Source organism: Coleofasciculus sp. D1-CHI-01 (assembly GCF_040218875.1).
GTDB lineage: Bacteria > Cyanobacteriota > Cyanobacteriia > Cyanobacteriales > Coleofasciculaceae > Coleofasciculus.
The window spans coordinates 25,670-42,589 of record NZ_JAVJQP010000005.1; the positions used below are offsets into that span (position 1 = coordinate 25,670).

The following is a 16,920-nucleotide window of genomic DNA, read 5'->3' on the forward strand; positions in this document are numbered from 1 at the left end:
AACGGGAAGGTTTTCACCCGGATATCTCTAAACCCGCCCCTATAGAGTACAAGTCATCTGCAACAAATGACAAATGACAAATGACAAATGACAAATGACAAATCAACCAGGGAGAACTACCAAAGAACCAATGCTTAACTCAATCTTAAAAGATGATCCGTTATGGTTTAAAGATGCCATCATCTATGAAGTGCCGATTCGTGCCTTTGCCGATAGCAATGGCGATGGAATTGGTGACTTGCGCGGATTGACATCGAAGCTGGATTATTTCCGGGATTTAGGGGTCACCGCAATCTGGACATTACCCTTTTTTCCCTCTCCGCTTAAAGATGATGGCTACGATATTGCCGAATATAAAAAAATTAACCCCATTTTTGGCACAATCGAAGACTTGCAAACGCTCTTAGATGCGGCGCATCAACGGGGAATACGGGTAATTATTGAGTTAATTGTTAACCATACCTCCGATCAGCACCCCTGGTTTCAACGCGCTCGCAAAGCACCCAAGGGAAGCAATGAACGGGATTTTTATGTTTGGAGTGATAACCCGGAAAAATATAAAGATGCCCGGATTATTTTCCAGGACTTTGAACATTCTAACTGGGCGTGGGACTCGGTTGCTAAAGCGTATTATTGGCATCGCTTCTATTCCCATCAACCTGACCTCAATTACGAAAATCCGGAAGTCGGTAAAGCGGTTTTAGAGGTTGTGGATTTATGGTTAGGGATGGGAGTGGATGGACTGCGGATGGACGCCGTGCCGTATCTGTATGAACAAGAAGGCACAAACTGTGAAAACTTAGCCGCAACCCATGCGTTCTTGAAACAGTTACGCGCCCATGTTGATGCCAAGTTCCCCAATCGGATGCTGTTGGCTGAGGCGAATCAGTGGCCCGAAGATGCGGCGGCGTATTATGGGCAGGGGGATGAGTGCCACATGAATTTCCATTTTCCCCTAATGCCGCGCCTGTTTATGTCATTGAAGATGGAGGATAATTTCCCCATCATTGATATTCTCAACCAAACCCCACAAATTCCCAATAACTGTCAATGGGCATTGTTCCTGCGAAATCACGACGAACTGACTCTGGAAATGGTCAGCGATGAAGACCGGGACTACATGTATAAAATGTATGCAGAAGACCCGCAGGCACGGCTCAATTTAGGGATTCGTCGCCGCCTTGCGCCACTGATGGGGAATAATCGCGACCAAATTGAGTTGATGAATGGGTTGCTGTTATCGCTTCCGGGTACGCCAGTCCTATACTACGGTGATGAGATTGGTATGGGCGATAATATTTATCTGGGCGATCGCAACGGGGTACGCACACCGATGCAATGGAGTGCTGACCGCAATGCTGGCTTCTCGCGCACGAATCCGCAACGACTTTACGCCCCGCCGATTGTTGACCCAGAATATCATTACGAAGCGATTAATGTGGAAGCACAGCAGGGGAATCCCAATTCCCTGTGGTGGTGGATGAAGCGGTTAATTGCCACCCGCCAGCGTTTCCAAGCGTTTGGGCGAGGAACGTTTGAGTTTCTCCATCCCGATAACCGTAAGGTTTTGGCATTTACCCGCACTTATGCCGGGGAACATATTTTAGTGGTTGCCAACTTGTCGCGATTTGTGCAAACTGTGGAGTTGGATCTCTCGGCATTCCAAGGAATGGTGCCGGTGGAGATTTTTGGACGTACCCAATTCCCAGCGATTGGTTCTTCCTCCTATTTCCTCAGCCTTAGCCCCCATAGCTTCTACTGGTTTACCCTCCAGTTGCAAGACACTCTAGCGGAAACTCCCAGTTCCCAAGTTCAACCGCCGACGCTGAGGGTGAGTGGCAAATGGCAAACGGTGTTTTCTCAACCGATTTTAAAGACCACCTTGGAGTCGATTTTGCCCAACTATCTCTATACTTGTCGCTGGTTTGGGGGTAAGGCGAGAACGGTGCAATCGGCAGAGATTGTGGAAGTGATTCCCGTCTCCTATAAACAAACCGAGGCGGAGTTACTTTTCCTCAAGTTAGAGTACACCGAGGGAACCTCAGAAACCTACATTCTGCCCTTAGCTTACGCGCCCGGAACGGAACTAGGTGGCGATGGGTCGAACATTCAGGCTCATCAAGTCATTGCCTATCTCCAGGTTGAGGGACATGAAGAGGTGGGCTTATTATTCGATGCGGTAGCTGAACCGGACTTTTTAGCCTTCCCCTTAGATGCCGTGCGTCACAAGCATCGCTATAAAGGAAAGGCGGGAACCTTAGTGGCTACGGCAACAGACGCCCTGTCTGAAATGATGCAGGAGGCGACTCACCTGGAGCCACATCTGCTTCGAGGTGAACAAAGTAATACCTCAATCGTGTATGGCGATCACTTTATCTTAAAGCTATTCCGTAAGGTTGAAGAAGGAATTAACCCAGACTTAGAAATTGGGCGTTTCCTCACCGATAAACATGTCACCGAACATTTTGTTCCCGTGGCGGGGGCGCTGGAGTATCGCGTTTCCAACTCAGATACGATCACCATCGGCGCTTTGCAAGCATTTGTTCCCAATACCACCAATGCTTGGTCCTATACCTTAGATTCCCTGCGCGGCTATTTTGAGCAAGTGATGGTATTGCCCGGATCAGATTTACAGGAGACGGAACTCCTCTTACCCTCGGCTGTCGAGTCGCTAGATCGAACTGATCCGCCCTTTGGCTACGATCTGATTGTTCCCTATTTGGATACGACGCAACTGTTGGCAAAGCGCACGGCTCAATTGCATATTGCTTTGTCCTCGGATGCGGAGAATCCTAACTTTGCCCCAGAACCGTTTACCTCGTTCTATCAACGGTCTGTGTATCAGTATATGCGAAACCTGACGGGTCAGGTTTTACTGCTACTGAAAAAACGGATCGAGGTATTACCGGAGGAAACTCAGCCCTTAGCCCAAACCATTCTCAACCGCCAAGAGCAGATTTTAGGACGCTTTAAAGCCTTACTCAATCTGCAAATTACGTCGATGCGGACTCGTTGTCATGGGGATTTCCATTTAGGACAAGTCTTATATACGGGGAAAGACTTAATTATCATTGACTTTGAGGGAGAACCCGCACGTCCTCTGAGTGAACGGCGGATGAAGCGATCGCCCCTGCGGGATGTGGCGGGAATGCTGCAATCGTTCCACTATGCGGTAGCTCTGGGCTTACGCAATGAAATGGACAGTGGTATGATCCGCCCGGATAATCTCTCGGTGATGGAACAATGGACTGGGTTCTGGTATTCCTGGGTGAGTGATACCTTCCTGAAAACCTATCTGGCGACAAGTTCAGGTCATTCATTTATTCCCCAAACCTCTCAGGAGTTGCAGGTGCTGTTGGATGCTTATCTGTTTGAGAAGTCGATTTATGAGTTAGGCTATGAACTCAATAATCGACCCAAGTGGGTAGATATTCCCTTACAGCGCATCCTCCAGTTGCTGGAGTCAGTACCAATGTCTGGTGGGGAACAGATGAATTTCCAGACGCCGCCAATGAGGTAGACAGAGGTGATAGGGTGAGGGGGAGATGGGGTGAGGGGATGAGGGACTAATATTGGTTATTCTCCCTAGCTTGGCAGCGAAACCCGTCCTGTGTGTAGGGGCGGGTTTTACCATTAACGTTTCGTTTTCACCCTGATATAACTAAACCCGCCCCGACCTAACCGTTCAATTATCACAAAAAACAAATGACGAATGACGAATGACGAATGACGAATGACAAAGGACAAATTTTAACGCGGGTAGGTATTGTGCTGATCGCTGTTGGGATTCTCGAGTTCGCCTATTTTTGGTCTACGCTTGATGATCCGCAGTGCATATTATCATCAAATCCGAGTCCAACGTCTTCATCACCTGGATCGGCAATCTTAGTGGTATTGGGTGTGTTGTTCCTTCGGGGGAATCTGCAAATCGTTCCCCTAGTTACATGGTTGGCTGCCTTAATTCTCGCTTACTTCGCCAGCAATCTGATCCGGCTTCCCTTTTTGTTTCCGACAGACTTCTGGGTAATGGCATTTCGCGTTGATCCAGTAGGCAATTTTATGCCAACCCTAGTTCAGATTATAGCGATCGCTGTTGCTTTCTGGGTCTACACACAACTGCGTGCTGCACCTATCGTGTCAGCATTGGTGCGATCGGATCATTCTTATTCTGCTCCCCCTCTAAAGCTGGCATTCATCTTGGGGATAGCGCTTGTCGCAGTACCTCTGAGCATCAAGTTCTTCTACTTGAAACCAGATAGTGCAATTGAAGCTAAAGCCGTGGAGATAGCGCGAATAGAATACGGAGACGGTTACAAGTATCACATCAGAGGCATAATCCAGTCAAACGGACAGATACGGGCTTGTTTGAGCGCATACAACGAACAGGAGTTAAAAGTTGTTCCAGTAGAGTGGGAACAGTAAGTACCTGGACATAAATTAGGATTAGCCTCAACATTTAGAGGGATTCTTCACTCCGCTTCGCTGCGTTCAGAATGACAGGATGGGATTGAATGCTTGGTTGATAGGGCGTGTTGCTTGCTTCTCACGAAGCGAGTATGACGAATGACGAATTACCTGCATTCTCTGTGCCACATACCGTGAAAAGTAGGGTTGTCTTTGTGGTAAAATTCAACCATCTTAAATATATTTAGGCTTAAATAGGGGAAGTATGAAATTTATCAGTCCCAAGGTCGATTATGCCTTTAAAAAAATATTCGGTTCTGAACAAAGTAAGGATATTTTAATCAGTTTTCTCAATGCGATAATTTATGAGGGCGAGAAGATTATTCAATCCTTGACAATTATCAATCCCTATAATCTGGGTCAGGCAATGACCTTAAAAGACACGTATTTAGATATAAAAGCGGTTTTGTATGATGGCTCTATTGTCGTTATTGAAATGCAAATAGCGCGGGTGAGTGCTTTTAGTAAACGAGTTGTTTATAATTTAAGCAAGGCTTACACCAATCAGTTAGGTATCGGCGAAGACTATCTCAGTCTGACCCCGGTGATTGCTGTCACTATCACCGATTTTATCCTGTTTAACCAGACTCCTGATGTAATCAATCAATTTATCTTTCAGGAAAAAACGAAAAAATTTGCCTATCCCGATACCGAATTGCAACTCATTTTTATAGAATTGCCGAAATTCAATAAAACCCTGTCAGAATTAAATAGTTTAAGCGATAAATGGATTTATTTTATTAAAGAAGCTGCCACATTGGATGCCATACCCGATAATTTAGGAGAAGTCCGTGAGATAGAACTGGCTTTAAATATTGCCAACCAAGCCAAAATGACGGTAGAAGAGTTAGACGTGGTTGATCGCCGAGGGATAATGTTACAAGATGAGAAAGGGCGGATAACTTATGCCAAAGAAGAAGGCAAAGAAGAAGGAAAACTCACGGAAGCGATCGCGTTAATCCTGCGTCAACTCAAAAAGCGTTTTGGTGAGATTTCCCTGGCAATAACTAGCCAAATTGAAGCGTTATCGATTGAAGAGTTGGAGTGTTTAGGAGAAGATTTTTTAGACTTTAACCGTTTAGCAGATTTGGAACATTGGCTAGAAGAGCGATCGCGCTGAACATTCCTTAACAACTTCGGCAGATCAGAGCGAGTATTATGTCAATTTTTTAGGTTGGGTAACGTTTACGCTTTACCCAACCTACCCTAACTCTTGAATCATTATCGCTGTTTTCTGCATTGGCGGAAACAGTAGTTGGTGTTGCCGAAAGTTGATAGCTGTTTTTCCTCTCGTTTCGGGCATCCTCAGTATTTTTACTTATTGACAAATAATACTTTATTTACTTTTTTATTGAGACAAGTATTTTAATAAGTTTTACATATTATTTGCTCAAAATTCATAAATTCCTTAAATCAGCGAAAGAGTAAGAAACGTAAAGCGTTACACTAGCAAGCGTGTATTAAATCTTTAAACGAGGGCAACCTCCCTTACCTGCCAAAAATTGTTTCTGGTCGGAGATAATTTCCTTGAGCCAAACTGTTTTGTCTGAATGGGCAGATTGATTATCAGTGAATTCATCAGTAACACACTCATGATTGTTCACCAACCTTGCCCTAAAAGGGACAAGGATTGACCAAGCCAGTTTGGACAACGTAAGAGGTGAATAGCTTTTTGAGCCTAGTCCTGGTACAGACTTCCGAATACTTCCCTAGTTCGGACTATCTCTAAGCCTAATTGGTTAGGCGTTGGGTAATGCCAAGACATCTTGGACTAGGTGAGCGAAGGGACTTATTACAGGTTTTGCTGGTTCCTGGGATTATATCCATTTAAAAACCAGCATTTAATTGTAAAGCTGTCTTATAAAGACAGGGTTTGGGACCCAAAGGAGTTTCGATGAAAAATTTCGAGCAGCAATGACGGATCTTACCACAAAACCGTTGAACCCTGATCAGCAAATTAATCACGGGTGTAATTTAAAATGGAAGCCTACCGATCAAACAGACTATTGGTTGGCAACAACTACCCTGGTAAGGCGTAAGATCGGTGGTAAGCCAAGTTTACTTACGTAAATAAGACCCTTTGACAAAATCAATTTGTTCACCATTTTGCCAACGGGCGTTTGAATAAGATTATTTAACCCAAAACATGCTAATGGAAGACTAGAGTTGCTTGCCCAGATTACCTGTCAAGCGAGTCAAGGTGAGTTGTCCACTTATTGTACTCCCTTGGCGCTAGGGCTTTCAGGTTAGCAATTTAGATATTGGTTTTCTGTCCTTTTTTCCAAAATTCAATAACACCATTGGAAAAACATCGTCAATCAGGATAAACCCTGATGACCACTTGGTTGAGAGTAATTGCATCAACCAAGATCCCTGTGTTTTGGGTCAATTTGAGAGAAGCCTTAAACAGAATAGTGCTGAATTAAGTGTTTGTAGGTAAGCCTGTGAGCGCTCTAGGATCGCTTGGTGCTTACTCCCTTACAGTGCCATTCAATGCTTGTCTACGCGGCTTCTCTGATAGGACTTGCCAAAGTCTACAACAGTGTTTCCCCCGGCAGTCGGTTAATTTTCGCTGCCAATAATTTCAGAACGCTACAACACCCTTTCATGATCATAAGTACAGGAGATAACCAATCTACAATGATTCCACAAACAACCTTTCCTCAAACCGAACGCACTGAAACGATTCGGGAAGATTTAATTGACTCATTACCAAGCCGAGACGCCAACAATATTGGAGTCGAACATGGAGCGAAGTATCGCACCTCGGAGTGGTACACCGGGTCTGGAGAAATCGTTCCGGGGAATGATAGTCGCTCGTTTGAAGTCACTGCAACCTTTACTCTAAAAGCGCAAGTCAAGCTAATTCAGGGCATTTTCGACCCCTCTAACCCAACCCTAGCTGAAATTTATAACAGTCGGGGTCGTTGTGTCGCCATCATCGACCAAACGGTAGATAAGTTGTATGGGGAATCGGTGCGTCAGTATTTTGACACCCACGAAATCCCCCTACAGATGAATGTCTGTCGCGCTTGGGAAGCCGATAAAACCCCGGAAACCGTGCATCGTTTGCTGGAATTCCTCGGGAAAGACGGCTGTGATGTCTCTCGCAACGAACCCGTGTTGGTGATTGGTGGGGGTGTCCTCAGTGATGTGGCGGGATTAGCCTGTGCCTTACAACACCGCCGCACACCTTATATTATGGTGGGGACAACGGTAGTCGCGGCGATTGATGCCGGTCCAAGTCCGCGTACCTGCACCAATGGTAAACAATTTAAGAATAGTATCGGGGCTTATCATCCGCCCGTGCTAACCTTAGTAGACCGCACCTTTTTCCGCACCCTCGCCACGGGTCATATCCGGAATGGAATGGCGGAAATTATTAAAATGGCGGTGACGGATGACAAGGTTCTGTTTGAACTGCTGGAAGACTATGGTTCGCGCTTGGTAGAAACTCACTTCGCCACGTTAGGAGATGATCAGGAGTTAGCCAAGGTTGCGGATGAGGTGATTTATCGGGCATTGTTCTCCTATATGAAACATGAGGGGACGAATATGTTCGAGACGTATCAGGATCGCCCTCATGCTTATGGTCACACCTGGAGTCCCCGTTATGAACCCGCCGCTAAGTTAATGCATGGTCATGCGGTATCGACAGGAATGGCGTATGGCGCAACCTTAGCGACGAAATTAGGCTGGCTGCAACCCACAGAACGCGATCGCATTATCGCACTGATTCGTTCTCTAGGGTTGAGTGTCTATAATCCTATCTTAGAAGACATTGATCTGATGATTGCGGGTCAGCAAAATATGCGGCGCAAACGGGGAGATGGCGGACTGTGGGCGCCTCTACCCTGTGGTATCGGTGCTTGTGATTATGCACAAGAAGTCCCCCCAGAGTTACTCGAAGCATCGGTAGCGGATCATAAAGCTGTTTGTGCAACCTTACCTGATGGTGGTGCTGGCGTAGAAATGTATCTCAAGGATTTAGGTTTGGAATAATTCTATCCCCCAATGTAGAGACGTTGCATGCAACGTCTCTACCCTGCAACGTCTGGTACAAATTGCCACATCATTAAGGAAAAAATCATGCAAACTGTAACAAAAGAAGCGATCGCGCGTCCAGTTACTCCCCTAGGAATTCTAGTCGAACACCTGGAACAAACCCTGGAATTAGTAGACGCCGCGCAACATCCACAACTGGCGAATTCTCTGCAAAAAGCCTATCAACTCGCGGCTAAACTTGAACCGTACCTGAATCAAAATACAACGCCAGATTCTCCCGCCTTAACCGCCTTAGTTGAGAAAACCTGCACCGAAGATTGGAGTAGACTATTCTCTGATGGCGAGACAGTGCGCCAGTTAGAACAGGAGATGTTATCTGGACATATTGAGGGACAAACGTTGAAGATGTTTGTCAAGATGACTGGGGCGAAACGGGTTCTAGAAGTGGGTATGTTCACCGGCTATTCCGCCTTGGCGATGGCGGAAGGATTACCCGAAGATGGATCAGTTATTGCTTGTGAGGTGGATGAGTATGTGGCAAGTTTTGCCCAAACCTGTTTTCAAGCCTCACCTCATGGTGGCAAAATTACCGTAAAAGTCGCCCCAGCGTTGGAGACACTGCGTCAATTAGCGAAAGCGGGTGAGTCATTTGACTTGGTATTTATTGATGCGGATAAGCAGGAGTATGTGGATTATTATCATACGCTCTTAGACACCCAATTATTAGCACCAGACGGGTTAATTTGTGTGGATAATACCTTACTACAAGGACAGGTTTATTTAGCACCCGAAGAACGGACACCGAATGGAGACGCGATCGCCAAATTTAATCAGGTGGTTACGGATGATTCCAGGGTGGAACAGGTTGTCTTACCTTTGCGTGATGGTTTGACCCTAATCCGACGGGTTTAAACCCTAACAATCTGTAGGGGCGGGTTTGACAACTATCTTTTCTTACCTCACCAAAATGTGACTAAACCCGCCCCAACTCAACATGAATGCACCGACTAAAGCCCTGAATTAAAGCCCTGAATTAAAGTTCTAAAAGCTCGCGTCCCGTTAAAACGGGTTCATCATGATTACTTCAGGTAAATACTATGGAGAAATCCCAAAGCCTAAAAGCGCGTCTTATCGCCATACTGCAAAACCTGGGGACATTAACCTTACTCGCGATCGCGTTTCCATTCAATTTAACGGTTGTCTTATTAGCACTGGTGTGGGATAGTCTCACTCGCCCCTTCCAGAAACCCAAGGTAGCTAACCCCAATCCGAAAACGATTATGCTTACTGGGGGGAAAATGACCAAATCCTTGCAACTGGCGCGGTCATTTTACGCCGATGGACATCGGGTTATTTTAGTGGAAACTCATAAATATTGGTTAGTGGGACATCGATTTTCGCGGGCGGTTGATCTGTTTTATACGGTTCCCGCCCCCAACAAAGATACCGATGGTTACATACAAGGATTGCTTGCGATCGCCAAACATGAAAATGTAGATGTTTATGTTCCCGTCTGTAGTCCCGTCGCCAGTTATTATGACTCTCTAGCCAAGCCTGTATTATCGGGGTGTTGTGAGGTTTTCCACTTTGATCCAGATGTCACCCAACTGCTGGATGATAAGTTTGCGTTTGCCGAAAAAGCACGAGAATTTGGCTTATCTGTACCCAAATCGTTTAAAATTACTGATCCGCAACAGGTGATTGATTTTGACTTTCGAGAAGAGAAACGCAAATATATCCTGAAAAGCATTCCCTACGACTCGGTGCGGCGTTTAAACTTAACTAAACTCCCCTGCGATACTCCAGCAGAAACTGCTGCATTTGTCAACAGTTTACCCATCAGTGAAGAGAAACCCTGGATTATGCAGGAGTTTATCCCAGGCAAGGAATACTGTACTCATAGTACGGTTCGGAATGGGGAATTACGACTGCACTGCTGCTGTGAATCGTCGGCGTTTCAAGTAAATTATGAAAACGTTGATAAATCAGATATTTTACAGTGGGTGAGTCGGTTTGTCCAGGGATTGAATTTAACGGGACAAGCCTCCTTTGATTTTATCAAGGCAGAGGATGGAACGGTTTACGCGATCGAGTGTAATCCCCGCACGCATTCGGCGATTACTATGTTTTATAACCATCTCGGCGTGGCGGAAGCCTATTTGAGTGACACGCCGTTACCTGAACCCTTGCAGCCATTACCAGAAAGTAAGCCAACCTATTGGTTATATCACGAAGTTTGGCGGTTGAATGAGATTCGCTCGTTTTGGGATATCCGGCGCTGGTTTAAGACAGTGTTTGGCGGGAAAGATGCCATTTTTCAGGTGAATGATCCGCTACCGTTTTTAATGGTACATCACTGGCAAATTCCTTTATTGTTGCTGGATAACCTGCGCCGGATGCAGGGCTGGATCAGGATTGATTTTAATATCGGTAAGTTGGTGGAATTGGGGGGAGATTGATACGGTAGAGACGTAGCATGCTATAGAGACGTAGCATGCTACGTCTCTACAGGGGGACGGGTTTAGTTACATTGGGGTGATAATCGTCAAACCCACCCTGACAAAACCAATCACCAATCACTAATCAAAATGATTGCAACAACCTTTATTTTATTTCTTTTGGTGTTTACTGGCGTCGGCATTTATTCGGCAACCCAAAAGCAAACGACGACAACCGATTACCTTCTCGCTAGCCGTAATGTTAATCCCTGGCTAATCGCCCTTTCCGCGATGGCGACGGGTCAAAGTGGTTTACTATTTATCGGTCAAGTTGGCTTTGCTTATACGATTGGATTATCAGCAATTTGGCTAACCCTTGGCTGGATGATCGGAGATTATATTGCTTGGTGGTTTGTATTTAAACGATTCAGACAGGTTTCTGAAGAAATTTCTGCCGATACGGTGTCCTCTTTCTTGGGTCAAGAAACCAAAGGAATTCGCTGGATTACGGCAATTTCAGCGTTAATTACCATCGCGTTTCTGGGATCTTATGCGGCGGCGCAATTAGTTGCAGGAGGTAAGGCACTTCATGCGGTGTTTAATTGGAATTATTCCCTCGGTGTGATTGTTGGTGCTATTGTCGTGATGATTTACTGTTTTTCGGGGGGGATTCGGGCTTCAATTTGGACGGATGCGGTGCAAGCCACAATTATGATTGGTTCACTGCTGCTGTTATTAGTTGTTGCGATCGCCAATTGTGGCGGATTGACTGGATTCTGGACAAAGCTTGCCACCATTGACCCAGAATTGGTGAGTTTAAGTCCAGGGGATCTGGAGTGGGGATTTTTGCCCTTTTTAATTGGCTGGATTGCCGCCGGATTCGGTGTCGTGGGTCAACCCCATATTTTAGTTCGGGCAATGGCAATTAATTCGGCGAATAAGATTGGTTTAGCACGGGATATTAAAGTGATTTGCGCTTTCTTTACCTCGTCTTCAGCGATGGGAGTGGGGATGGCGGCGCGGGTGCTTTTGCCCGATTTGTTAACCAATGGTGATCCAGAATTAGCACTGCCTTATTTAGCCCTGGAATTATTGCCCGCTATCTTAGTTGGAATGATGCTAGCGGGACTCTTTGCCGCTACAATATCGACAGCAGATTCCCAAATTTTATCCTGTTCAGCCGCGTTAACTCAAGACCTGTTTCCAGGATTGGCGCACTCATATAATTATGCCAAGTTGGGAACCTTAACGGTGACGGTAATTACCTTGACTATTGCCTTAACCGGAGATGATAATGTCTTTGCTTTGATTACATTTTCCTGGTCAATTCTAGCCTCCAGTTTGGGACCACTATTAATCTTACGGGTTTGGCAAAAATCGGTAACCAAGCCAGTCGCGATCGCGATGATGGTAGGGGGGATTGCGGCGGCGTTGTTCTGGAAGGTGGGACTGGATTTATCCGGTATAGTTTATGAAGTGCTTCCGGGTATGGCGGCGGGGGGTCTGATTTATTTAGGATCTCAGTTTTTTATTGCCCAAGAAAGCACTTAAATCTTGTTTTAAAATTATCAGGAGATTCAATCATGTCAGTGCTGAATATTCTTCATTTAGTGGGTTCTGCTGAAAATGAGTTTTATGGCGACTTATCCCGTCTTTATGCTAAAGACTGTATCACAGCAACCGCTAATCCCTCACGCTATAAATTTTTTATTGCCTATATTACCCCTGATAGATTGTGGCGTTTTCCTTCATCTTTGACACCAGAAGACATTGACGCAGCAAAATCCATATCTCTTGCTGAAGCCATACAGTGGATCACTACACAAAACATAGATTTAGTCTTACCGCAAATGTTTTGTATTCCTGGAATGACTCACTATCGAGGTTTATTTGACCTCTTAAATATTCCTTATGTGGGCAATAAAGCGGAGTTGATGGCATTAACCGCCCATAAAGCTAAAGCCAAAGCTATTGTTGCTGCTGCAGGGGTAAAAGTCCCTTATGGGGAACTATTACACCAAGGAGACACCCCCAATTTAATGCCACCTGTTGTGATTAAACCGGCTAACTCGGATAACTCTTTAGGGGTTACGCTAGTGAGAAATATGGCTGACTATGATGAAGCCTTAACCCAAGCTTTTCACTATGCTGATGAGGTATTAGTTGAAGACTATATTGAACTCGGAAGAGAAGTAAGATGTGGGACTTTTGTTAAGAATGGAACATTAATTGGACTCCCTTTAGAAGAATATTCAGTCAATACTAAAAATCATCCAATTCGTAATTATAGCGACAAACTAAAAAAAACAGAGTCAGGTGAATTAACTTGTGCAGCTAAGGATAAGGAAAAGGCTTGGATAGTTGAAACAAGCGATCCGATAACGACCAAGGTTCAAGACGTCGCTAAACAATGTCACAAAGCGCTAGGTTGTCGTCATTATAGCTTGTTTGATTTTCGCATTGATCCTCAAGGAGAACCCTGGTTTTTAGAGGCAGGTTTATACTGTTCTTTTTCTGCTAAAAGTGTTGTGGCTTGTATGGCAAAAGCAGCAGGGATATCCGTAGATGAGTTATTGAAGACGGCAATCACTGAAGCCTTAATCTAAGGACAAAAGGAGTTGGGTTTCCTACCTCAACCCAACCGACAAAACGCTCAGATGATACCTGCCTACAATTAGCAGTCATCACTCATCAATGTCCAGTCCTAACTGAGGAGAATCTTGAGCAATTACTCCAGCTCGTTCTTCTTGTAGACAGCGGACTTTAGTTGTAGCATAATCAGACCATTGCCGTTGCTCGGCTTCTTCATAGTCTTTGATTGTTAAGCTTAAATGAGGAACACAAATATCGTGCTTACTAGCCAAATCTAGAGCCAGTCGCAAATCTTTATGAAGTAATTGAACAGTAAATTCAGGGTGTTGAGATAAATCATCACAGCGTCGTGAGAACCAATAGTGAGGTAAGCCGTGAATATCCCCAGGATTCTGACCAAATGATCCCAAACGTAGCACATCCCAAATCGTTTGTAGGTCGATTCCCGAAGCTAAACCCAACGTAATTCCTTCACTCACCGCTTGAACGGCGATAGCATTAACAGCATTGTGGATAAGTTTGCATCGAGTTCCGGTGCTAATTTCGCCACAATAAAGAACATGATCTGCCATGACTTGGAGAATGGGTTCAACTCGCTCAAAAGTTTCCCGTGAGCCGCCAACCAGAATCGCTAAACCCATACCTTGCTGACTTTTAATCCCTTCCGAGCAATCATTAAAGGGAGCATCTAACATCTCAATTCCCAGTTTTTCCATGGCGTGATGAATTCTGAGAATTGTTTCGGGAGAGTTGGTACTAATATCCACGTAAACACTTCCGGATTGCAATCCTTGGCTCAAGTTTTGTTCACCCTCTAGTACCGCTGTGATCACATCATCAGGAGTTGGTAATGCGGTAAAGATTATATCTGAACAGGTTGCAACTTCGGCACAACTCTGAGTAATTTTAGCACCTAAAGATTGCAATTGTGCCATAGAATCTTGATCAAGATCGTAGACATAGACCGAGTAACCGTGATCTAGAAAATTAGCGGCTTGTTTTCCTCCAATATTGCCGCAACCAATGATACCGATGCTGGGAGAATTGGGGTGGAATTCAGTTTTTGAAGTGCTTTCAGTTGATACCATAATAATTACTTAAATTTGTTTTTTATTTTAGCATAGATATACAATTCACATGAATATAAATCAACAAAATTATTTAGTTGATTTGTCCGGTTATCTAAGCCCTTGTCGTTTCTCGGCAATAGACTAAGTTTAAACGATTGAAATTATTCTATTTTGTATTCCATCAAAATTCAAAAGCCAAAGAATCTAGCATGGACTTACTTTTATCATGTCCAACTTCCAGATAAATCTCTAATAATTCTTCGTATGTGGTTTCACCGCCAAGGATTAACCAAAAATTTTGCCCAATGACTACAGTTTCCTCAAACGGTAGATAATTTAAAGCCTGTGACCATTTATAATCAGCTTTTGTCGAACCATAAGGATTATAAGGCATCGCATAGTAAGCTTGAACCTGAGCCGAGTTATCACCACGCAACAAGTGAAATCTCAACAAACGCTGTAATATTTCTAAACATTGCCCCTTGTTAGGTTTAGGGGATTTAATCTCAAATATTAATTCTCTGCCGTCATCTGTTTGAATATAAAGGTCAGCCCGAACCTGCTTTTCTTCTAAATCATCGGAACGTCGAGCGTTTAACATTGCTATTATCATCTCCTCAAAAGATGGCTTGGCTTGTCCCCCCTTGGCAGCCGATTCATACTGTTCCTTCTGGCGTTCCGCTTCAGCAAAGGCAGTGATACTAACTTGGGCAGTAATATCATAACCTCGATGTACCGTTGGATAATAATCTTGAGCTATGATACGAGCGCATTCTTCTACAGAGTTTCCCAAACGGGTACTTAATCCGCGTTCAAACTGGTTAATGCGAATTAATTCGGGTGGAATAAGTGCGGCTTGAAAGGGTTTCAATTCTCCCTTAGAAGATCGGCGCGATAAGTACTCTGATGCACTATCAGGTTGGACAATTTCTCGACTTTTATATTCATTGACTAACCCTTGGATAAAGCCTTCTAAATAGCCTTTAATTTTTGAACGAGCTATGTTGTGCGGTAAGTCGCTTAAATTTCCTCTTTCTATAAATTTCTTTGATGAATGTTTTTTTATAGGCTTCAGGCTCTTGACATTTAAGAGATTTTGTTGCAACAAAATCTCTTGTTCCGGTCGCCGTTAACGTGGCGATTACATCGGCATGAGGTAAGAATATTTTAGAAACACCGTTAATGCCTGAAGATATTTTTGAATTTACAAATTCATATCCTTTATCATCAATATAACGAATAATTTTCTTAGATACCAACTTTTCAAGTTCCTCAATTCTCAGTTCAGGAACAAGCTGGCTTAATGTCGCAAAGCTTAAGGGATTGCCATCCTTAGGACCATAGATCTTCTTGCGTCTATTTTTTAAAATCGTTTTACAGATTACTTTTTCTCTAGTCGTTGTTTTAATCAAGTCCCAAGAATGGATCGTCGTATGTCCATCTCTGATATCCGCGAAAATAAAAAAATCATTTAATTCATCGATTTTTTGAAATCTACCTCTGGCGGCTGGAATTTTCCCATCAAATAAAATCTCGGCAGAAATTTTTTTCTTATTTAACTGACAACATTCAATACCATCAATGACATCATAGAGCTTGATTTGCTTGCCTAAATGCTTAGGGAATTCAAAGCTTTTACTCTTTTCTATATCATTCCTGATGCCGACGATAAATACTCGATCTCTATCTTGAGGTACACCAAAATCGTAGGAGTTAAGCACTTGAAACTTAACCTGATAACCACATTGGGTTAAATTCTGAATAATATAGTTCAAGCTGGGTTTATTTCGGGGTTCTGTTAACCCTTTAACATTCTCCAGGATAAATCCTTTAGGTTGGTTCGCTTGGACAACTCTAAACACATCAATCCACAGCTTACCCCTCGGATCATCTAACCCTTGTAATTTACCTGCAATAGACCAAGGTTGGCAAGGGACACCACCAACCAAAATATCGACCTCAAACGGTAGCTTATGCAGCGTTGTTATGTCTCCTAGATATAGTTCGTCTGCATTTATATAACTAATAAAATTTTTCTTATAGACGTTAATGGCTTCTTTATCTATCTCTGAGTAACCTAAACATTTACCCCCCAACTCTTCTAGGGGAATTCTAAATCCACCGATTCCGGCGAATAAGTCTACGAAAGTAAATTTAGGTTGAAAAAATATAAGATTAGTCGGTTTGAATGATTGAAATAATTCTATTTGTTCGCCATGGTCTAAAGATTTCATAGGATTGAGGCTAATCGCAGTCAGTGGTCGCTCCGAATAGAGATCATTTGATTATTGTAGATAAGTTCCACCCGTCCTGCAACCTGGACACAATCGCACGTCTGACATAATCCGCTT

Annotated in this window: 11 protein-coding genes; 8 read left to right on the forward strand and 3 right to left on the reverse strand. The window is 44.0% G+C overall.

What is annotated here, in order from left to right; all coding sequences use genetic code 11:
* The first annotated feature begins 130 nt into the window (after positions 1 to 130).
* The 8 genes from treS to RIB93_RS00770 all read left to right on the forward strand — a co-directional run bounded on the left by treS (position 131) and on the right by RIB93_RS00770 (position 13,513).
* Complete coding sequence (gene treS / locus RIB93_RS00735; protein ID WP_446369381.1) at positions 131 to 3,520, forward strand: maltose alpha-D-glucosyltransferase; 3,390 nt, start codon at positions 131 to 133, stop codon at positions 3,518 to 3,520.
* Positions 3,521 to 3,726: 206 nt separating this feature from the next.
* Positions 3,727 to 4,422: a hypothetical protein gene (locus tag RIB93_RS00740; RefSeq protein WP_446369334.1), complete on the forward strand. Its 696-nt coding sequence runs from the start codon at positions 3,727 to 3,729 to the stop codon at positions 4,420 to 4,422.
* 247 nt (positions 4,423 to 4,669) lie between these two features.
* A complete protein-coding gene (locus RIB93_RS00745; protein WP_446369336.1) occupies positions 4,670 to 5,584 on the forward strand; it encodes an Rpn family recombination-promoting nuclease/putative transposase in 915 nt (304 codons plus the stop codon).
* A 1,520-nt stretch (positions 5,585 to 7,104) separates the two neighbouring features.
* Positions 7,105 to 8,466 carry a sedoheptulose 7-phosphate cyclase gene (locus RIB93_RS00750; RefSeq protein ID WP_446369338.1) on the forward strand — a complete coding sequence of 454 codons (1,362 nt, stop codon included), beginning with the start codon at positions 7,105 to 7,107 and terminating at the stop codon, positions 8,464 to 8,466.
* A gap of 87 nt (positions 8,467 to 8,553) precedes the next feature.
* Positions 8,554 to 9,381, forward strand: coding sequence for an O-methyltransferase (locus tag RIB93_RS00755; protein WP_446369340.1), 828 nt, complete (start codon positions 8,554 to 8,556; stop codon positions 9,379 to 9,381).
* A 185-nt stretch (positions 9,382 to 9,566) separates the two neighbouring features.
* A complete protein-coding gene (locus RIB93_RS00760; protein ID WP_446369342.1) occupies positions 9,567 to 10,928 on the forward strand; it encodes an ATP-grasp domain-containing protein in 1,362 nt (453 codons plus the stop codon).
* Between the two features lie 129 nt (positions 10,929 to 11,057).
* The gene (locus tag RIB93_RS00765) at positions 11,058 to 12,458 is read left to right on the forward strand and encodes a sodium/proline symporter (RefSeq protein WP_446369344.1); all 1,401 of its coding nucleotides are present in this window, start codon (positions 11,058 to 11,060) and stop codon (positions 12,456 to 12,458) included.
* A 32-nt stretch (positions 12,459 to 12,490) separates the two neighbouring features.
* Positions 12,491 to 13,513 (forward strand): D-alanine--D-alanine ligase family protein, encoded by a 1,023-nt coding sequence (locus RIB93_RS00770; RefSeq protein ID WP_446369346.1) that lies wholly within the window; start codon positions 12,491 to 12,493, stop codon positions 13,511 to 13,513.
* A 78-nt stretch (positions 13,514 to 13,591) separates the two neighbouring features.
* On the opposite strand, the gene RIB93_RS00775 is transcribed toward RIB93_RS00770, so the two are convergent.
* The 3 genes from RIB93_RS00775 to RIB93_RS00785 all read right to left on the reverse strand — a co-directional run bounded on the left by RIB93_RS00775 (position 13,592) and on the right by RIB93_RS00785 (position 16,803).
* On the reverse strand, positions 13,592 to 14,587 hold the full coding sequence (locus RIB93_RS00775; protein ID WP_446369348.1) for an NAD(P)-dependent oxidoreductase: 996 nt from the start codon (positions 14,585 to 14,587) through the stop codon (positions 13,592 to 13,594).
* 163 nt (positions 14,588 to 14,750) lie between these two features.
* Positions 14,751 to 15,635 carry a TdeIII family type II restriction endonuclease gene (locus tag RIB93_RS00780; protein ID WP_446369383.1) on the reverse strand — a complete coding sequence of 295 codons (885 nt, stop codon included), beginning with the start codon at positions 15,633 to 15,635 and terminating at the stop codon, positions 14,751 to 14,753.
* Positions 15,553 to 16,803, reverse strand: a complete 1,251-nt coding sequence (locus RIB93_RS00785) for a DNA cytosine methyltransferase (RefSeq protein ID WP_446369350.1) — start codon at positions 16,801 to 16,803, stop codon at positions 15,553 to 15,555. The genes RIB93_RS00780 and RIB93_RS00785 overlap by 83 nt, the downstream gene beginning before the upstream one ends.
* Positions 16,804 to 16,920 lie beyond the last annotated feature (117 nt).

Coding starts and splice junctions, on each gene's coding strand:
- RIB93_RS00785 (WP_446369350.1), bottom strand. CDS start 16,803: ATGAAATCTTTAGACCATGGCGAACAAATAGAATTATTTCAATCATTC.
- RIB93_RS00765 (WP_446369344.1), top strand. CDS start 11,058: ATGATTGCAACAACCTTTATTTTATTTCTTTTGGTGTTTACTGGCGTC.
- RIB93_RS00770 (WP_446369346.1), top strand. CDS start 12,491: ATGTCAGTGCTGAATATTCTTCATTTAGTGGGTTCTGCTGAAAATGAG.
- RIB93_RS00775 (WP_446369348.1), bottom strand. CDS start 14,587: ATGGTATCAACTGAAAGCACTTCAAAAACTGAATTCCACCCCAATTCT.
- RIB93_RS00750 (WP_446369338.1), top strand. CDS start 7,105: ATGATTCCACAAACAACCTTTCCTCAAACCGAACGCACTGAAACGATT.
- RIB93_RS00745 (WP_446369336.1), top strand. CDS start 4,670: ATGAAATTTATCAGTCCCAAGGTCGATTATGCCTTTAAAAAAATATTC.
- RIB93_RS00755 (WP_446369340.1), top strand. CDS start 8,554: ATGCAAACTGTAACAAAAGAAGCGATCGCGCGTCCAGTTACTCCCCTA.
- RIB93_RS00760 (WP_446369342.1), top strand. CDS start 9,567: ATGGAGAAATCCCAAAGCCTAAAAGCGCGTCTTATCGCCATACTGCAA.
- treS (WP_446369381.1), top strand. CDS start 131: ATGCTTAACTCAATCTTAAAAGATGATCCGTTATGGTTTAAAGATGCC.
- RIB93_RS00740 (WP_446369334.1), top strand. CDS start 3,727: ATGACGAATGACAAAGGACAAATTTTAACGCGGGTAGGTATTGTGCTG.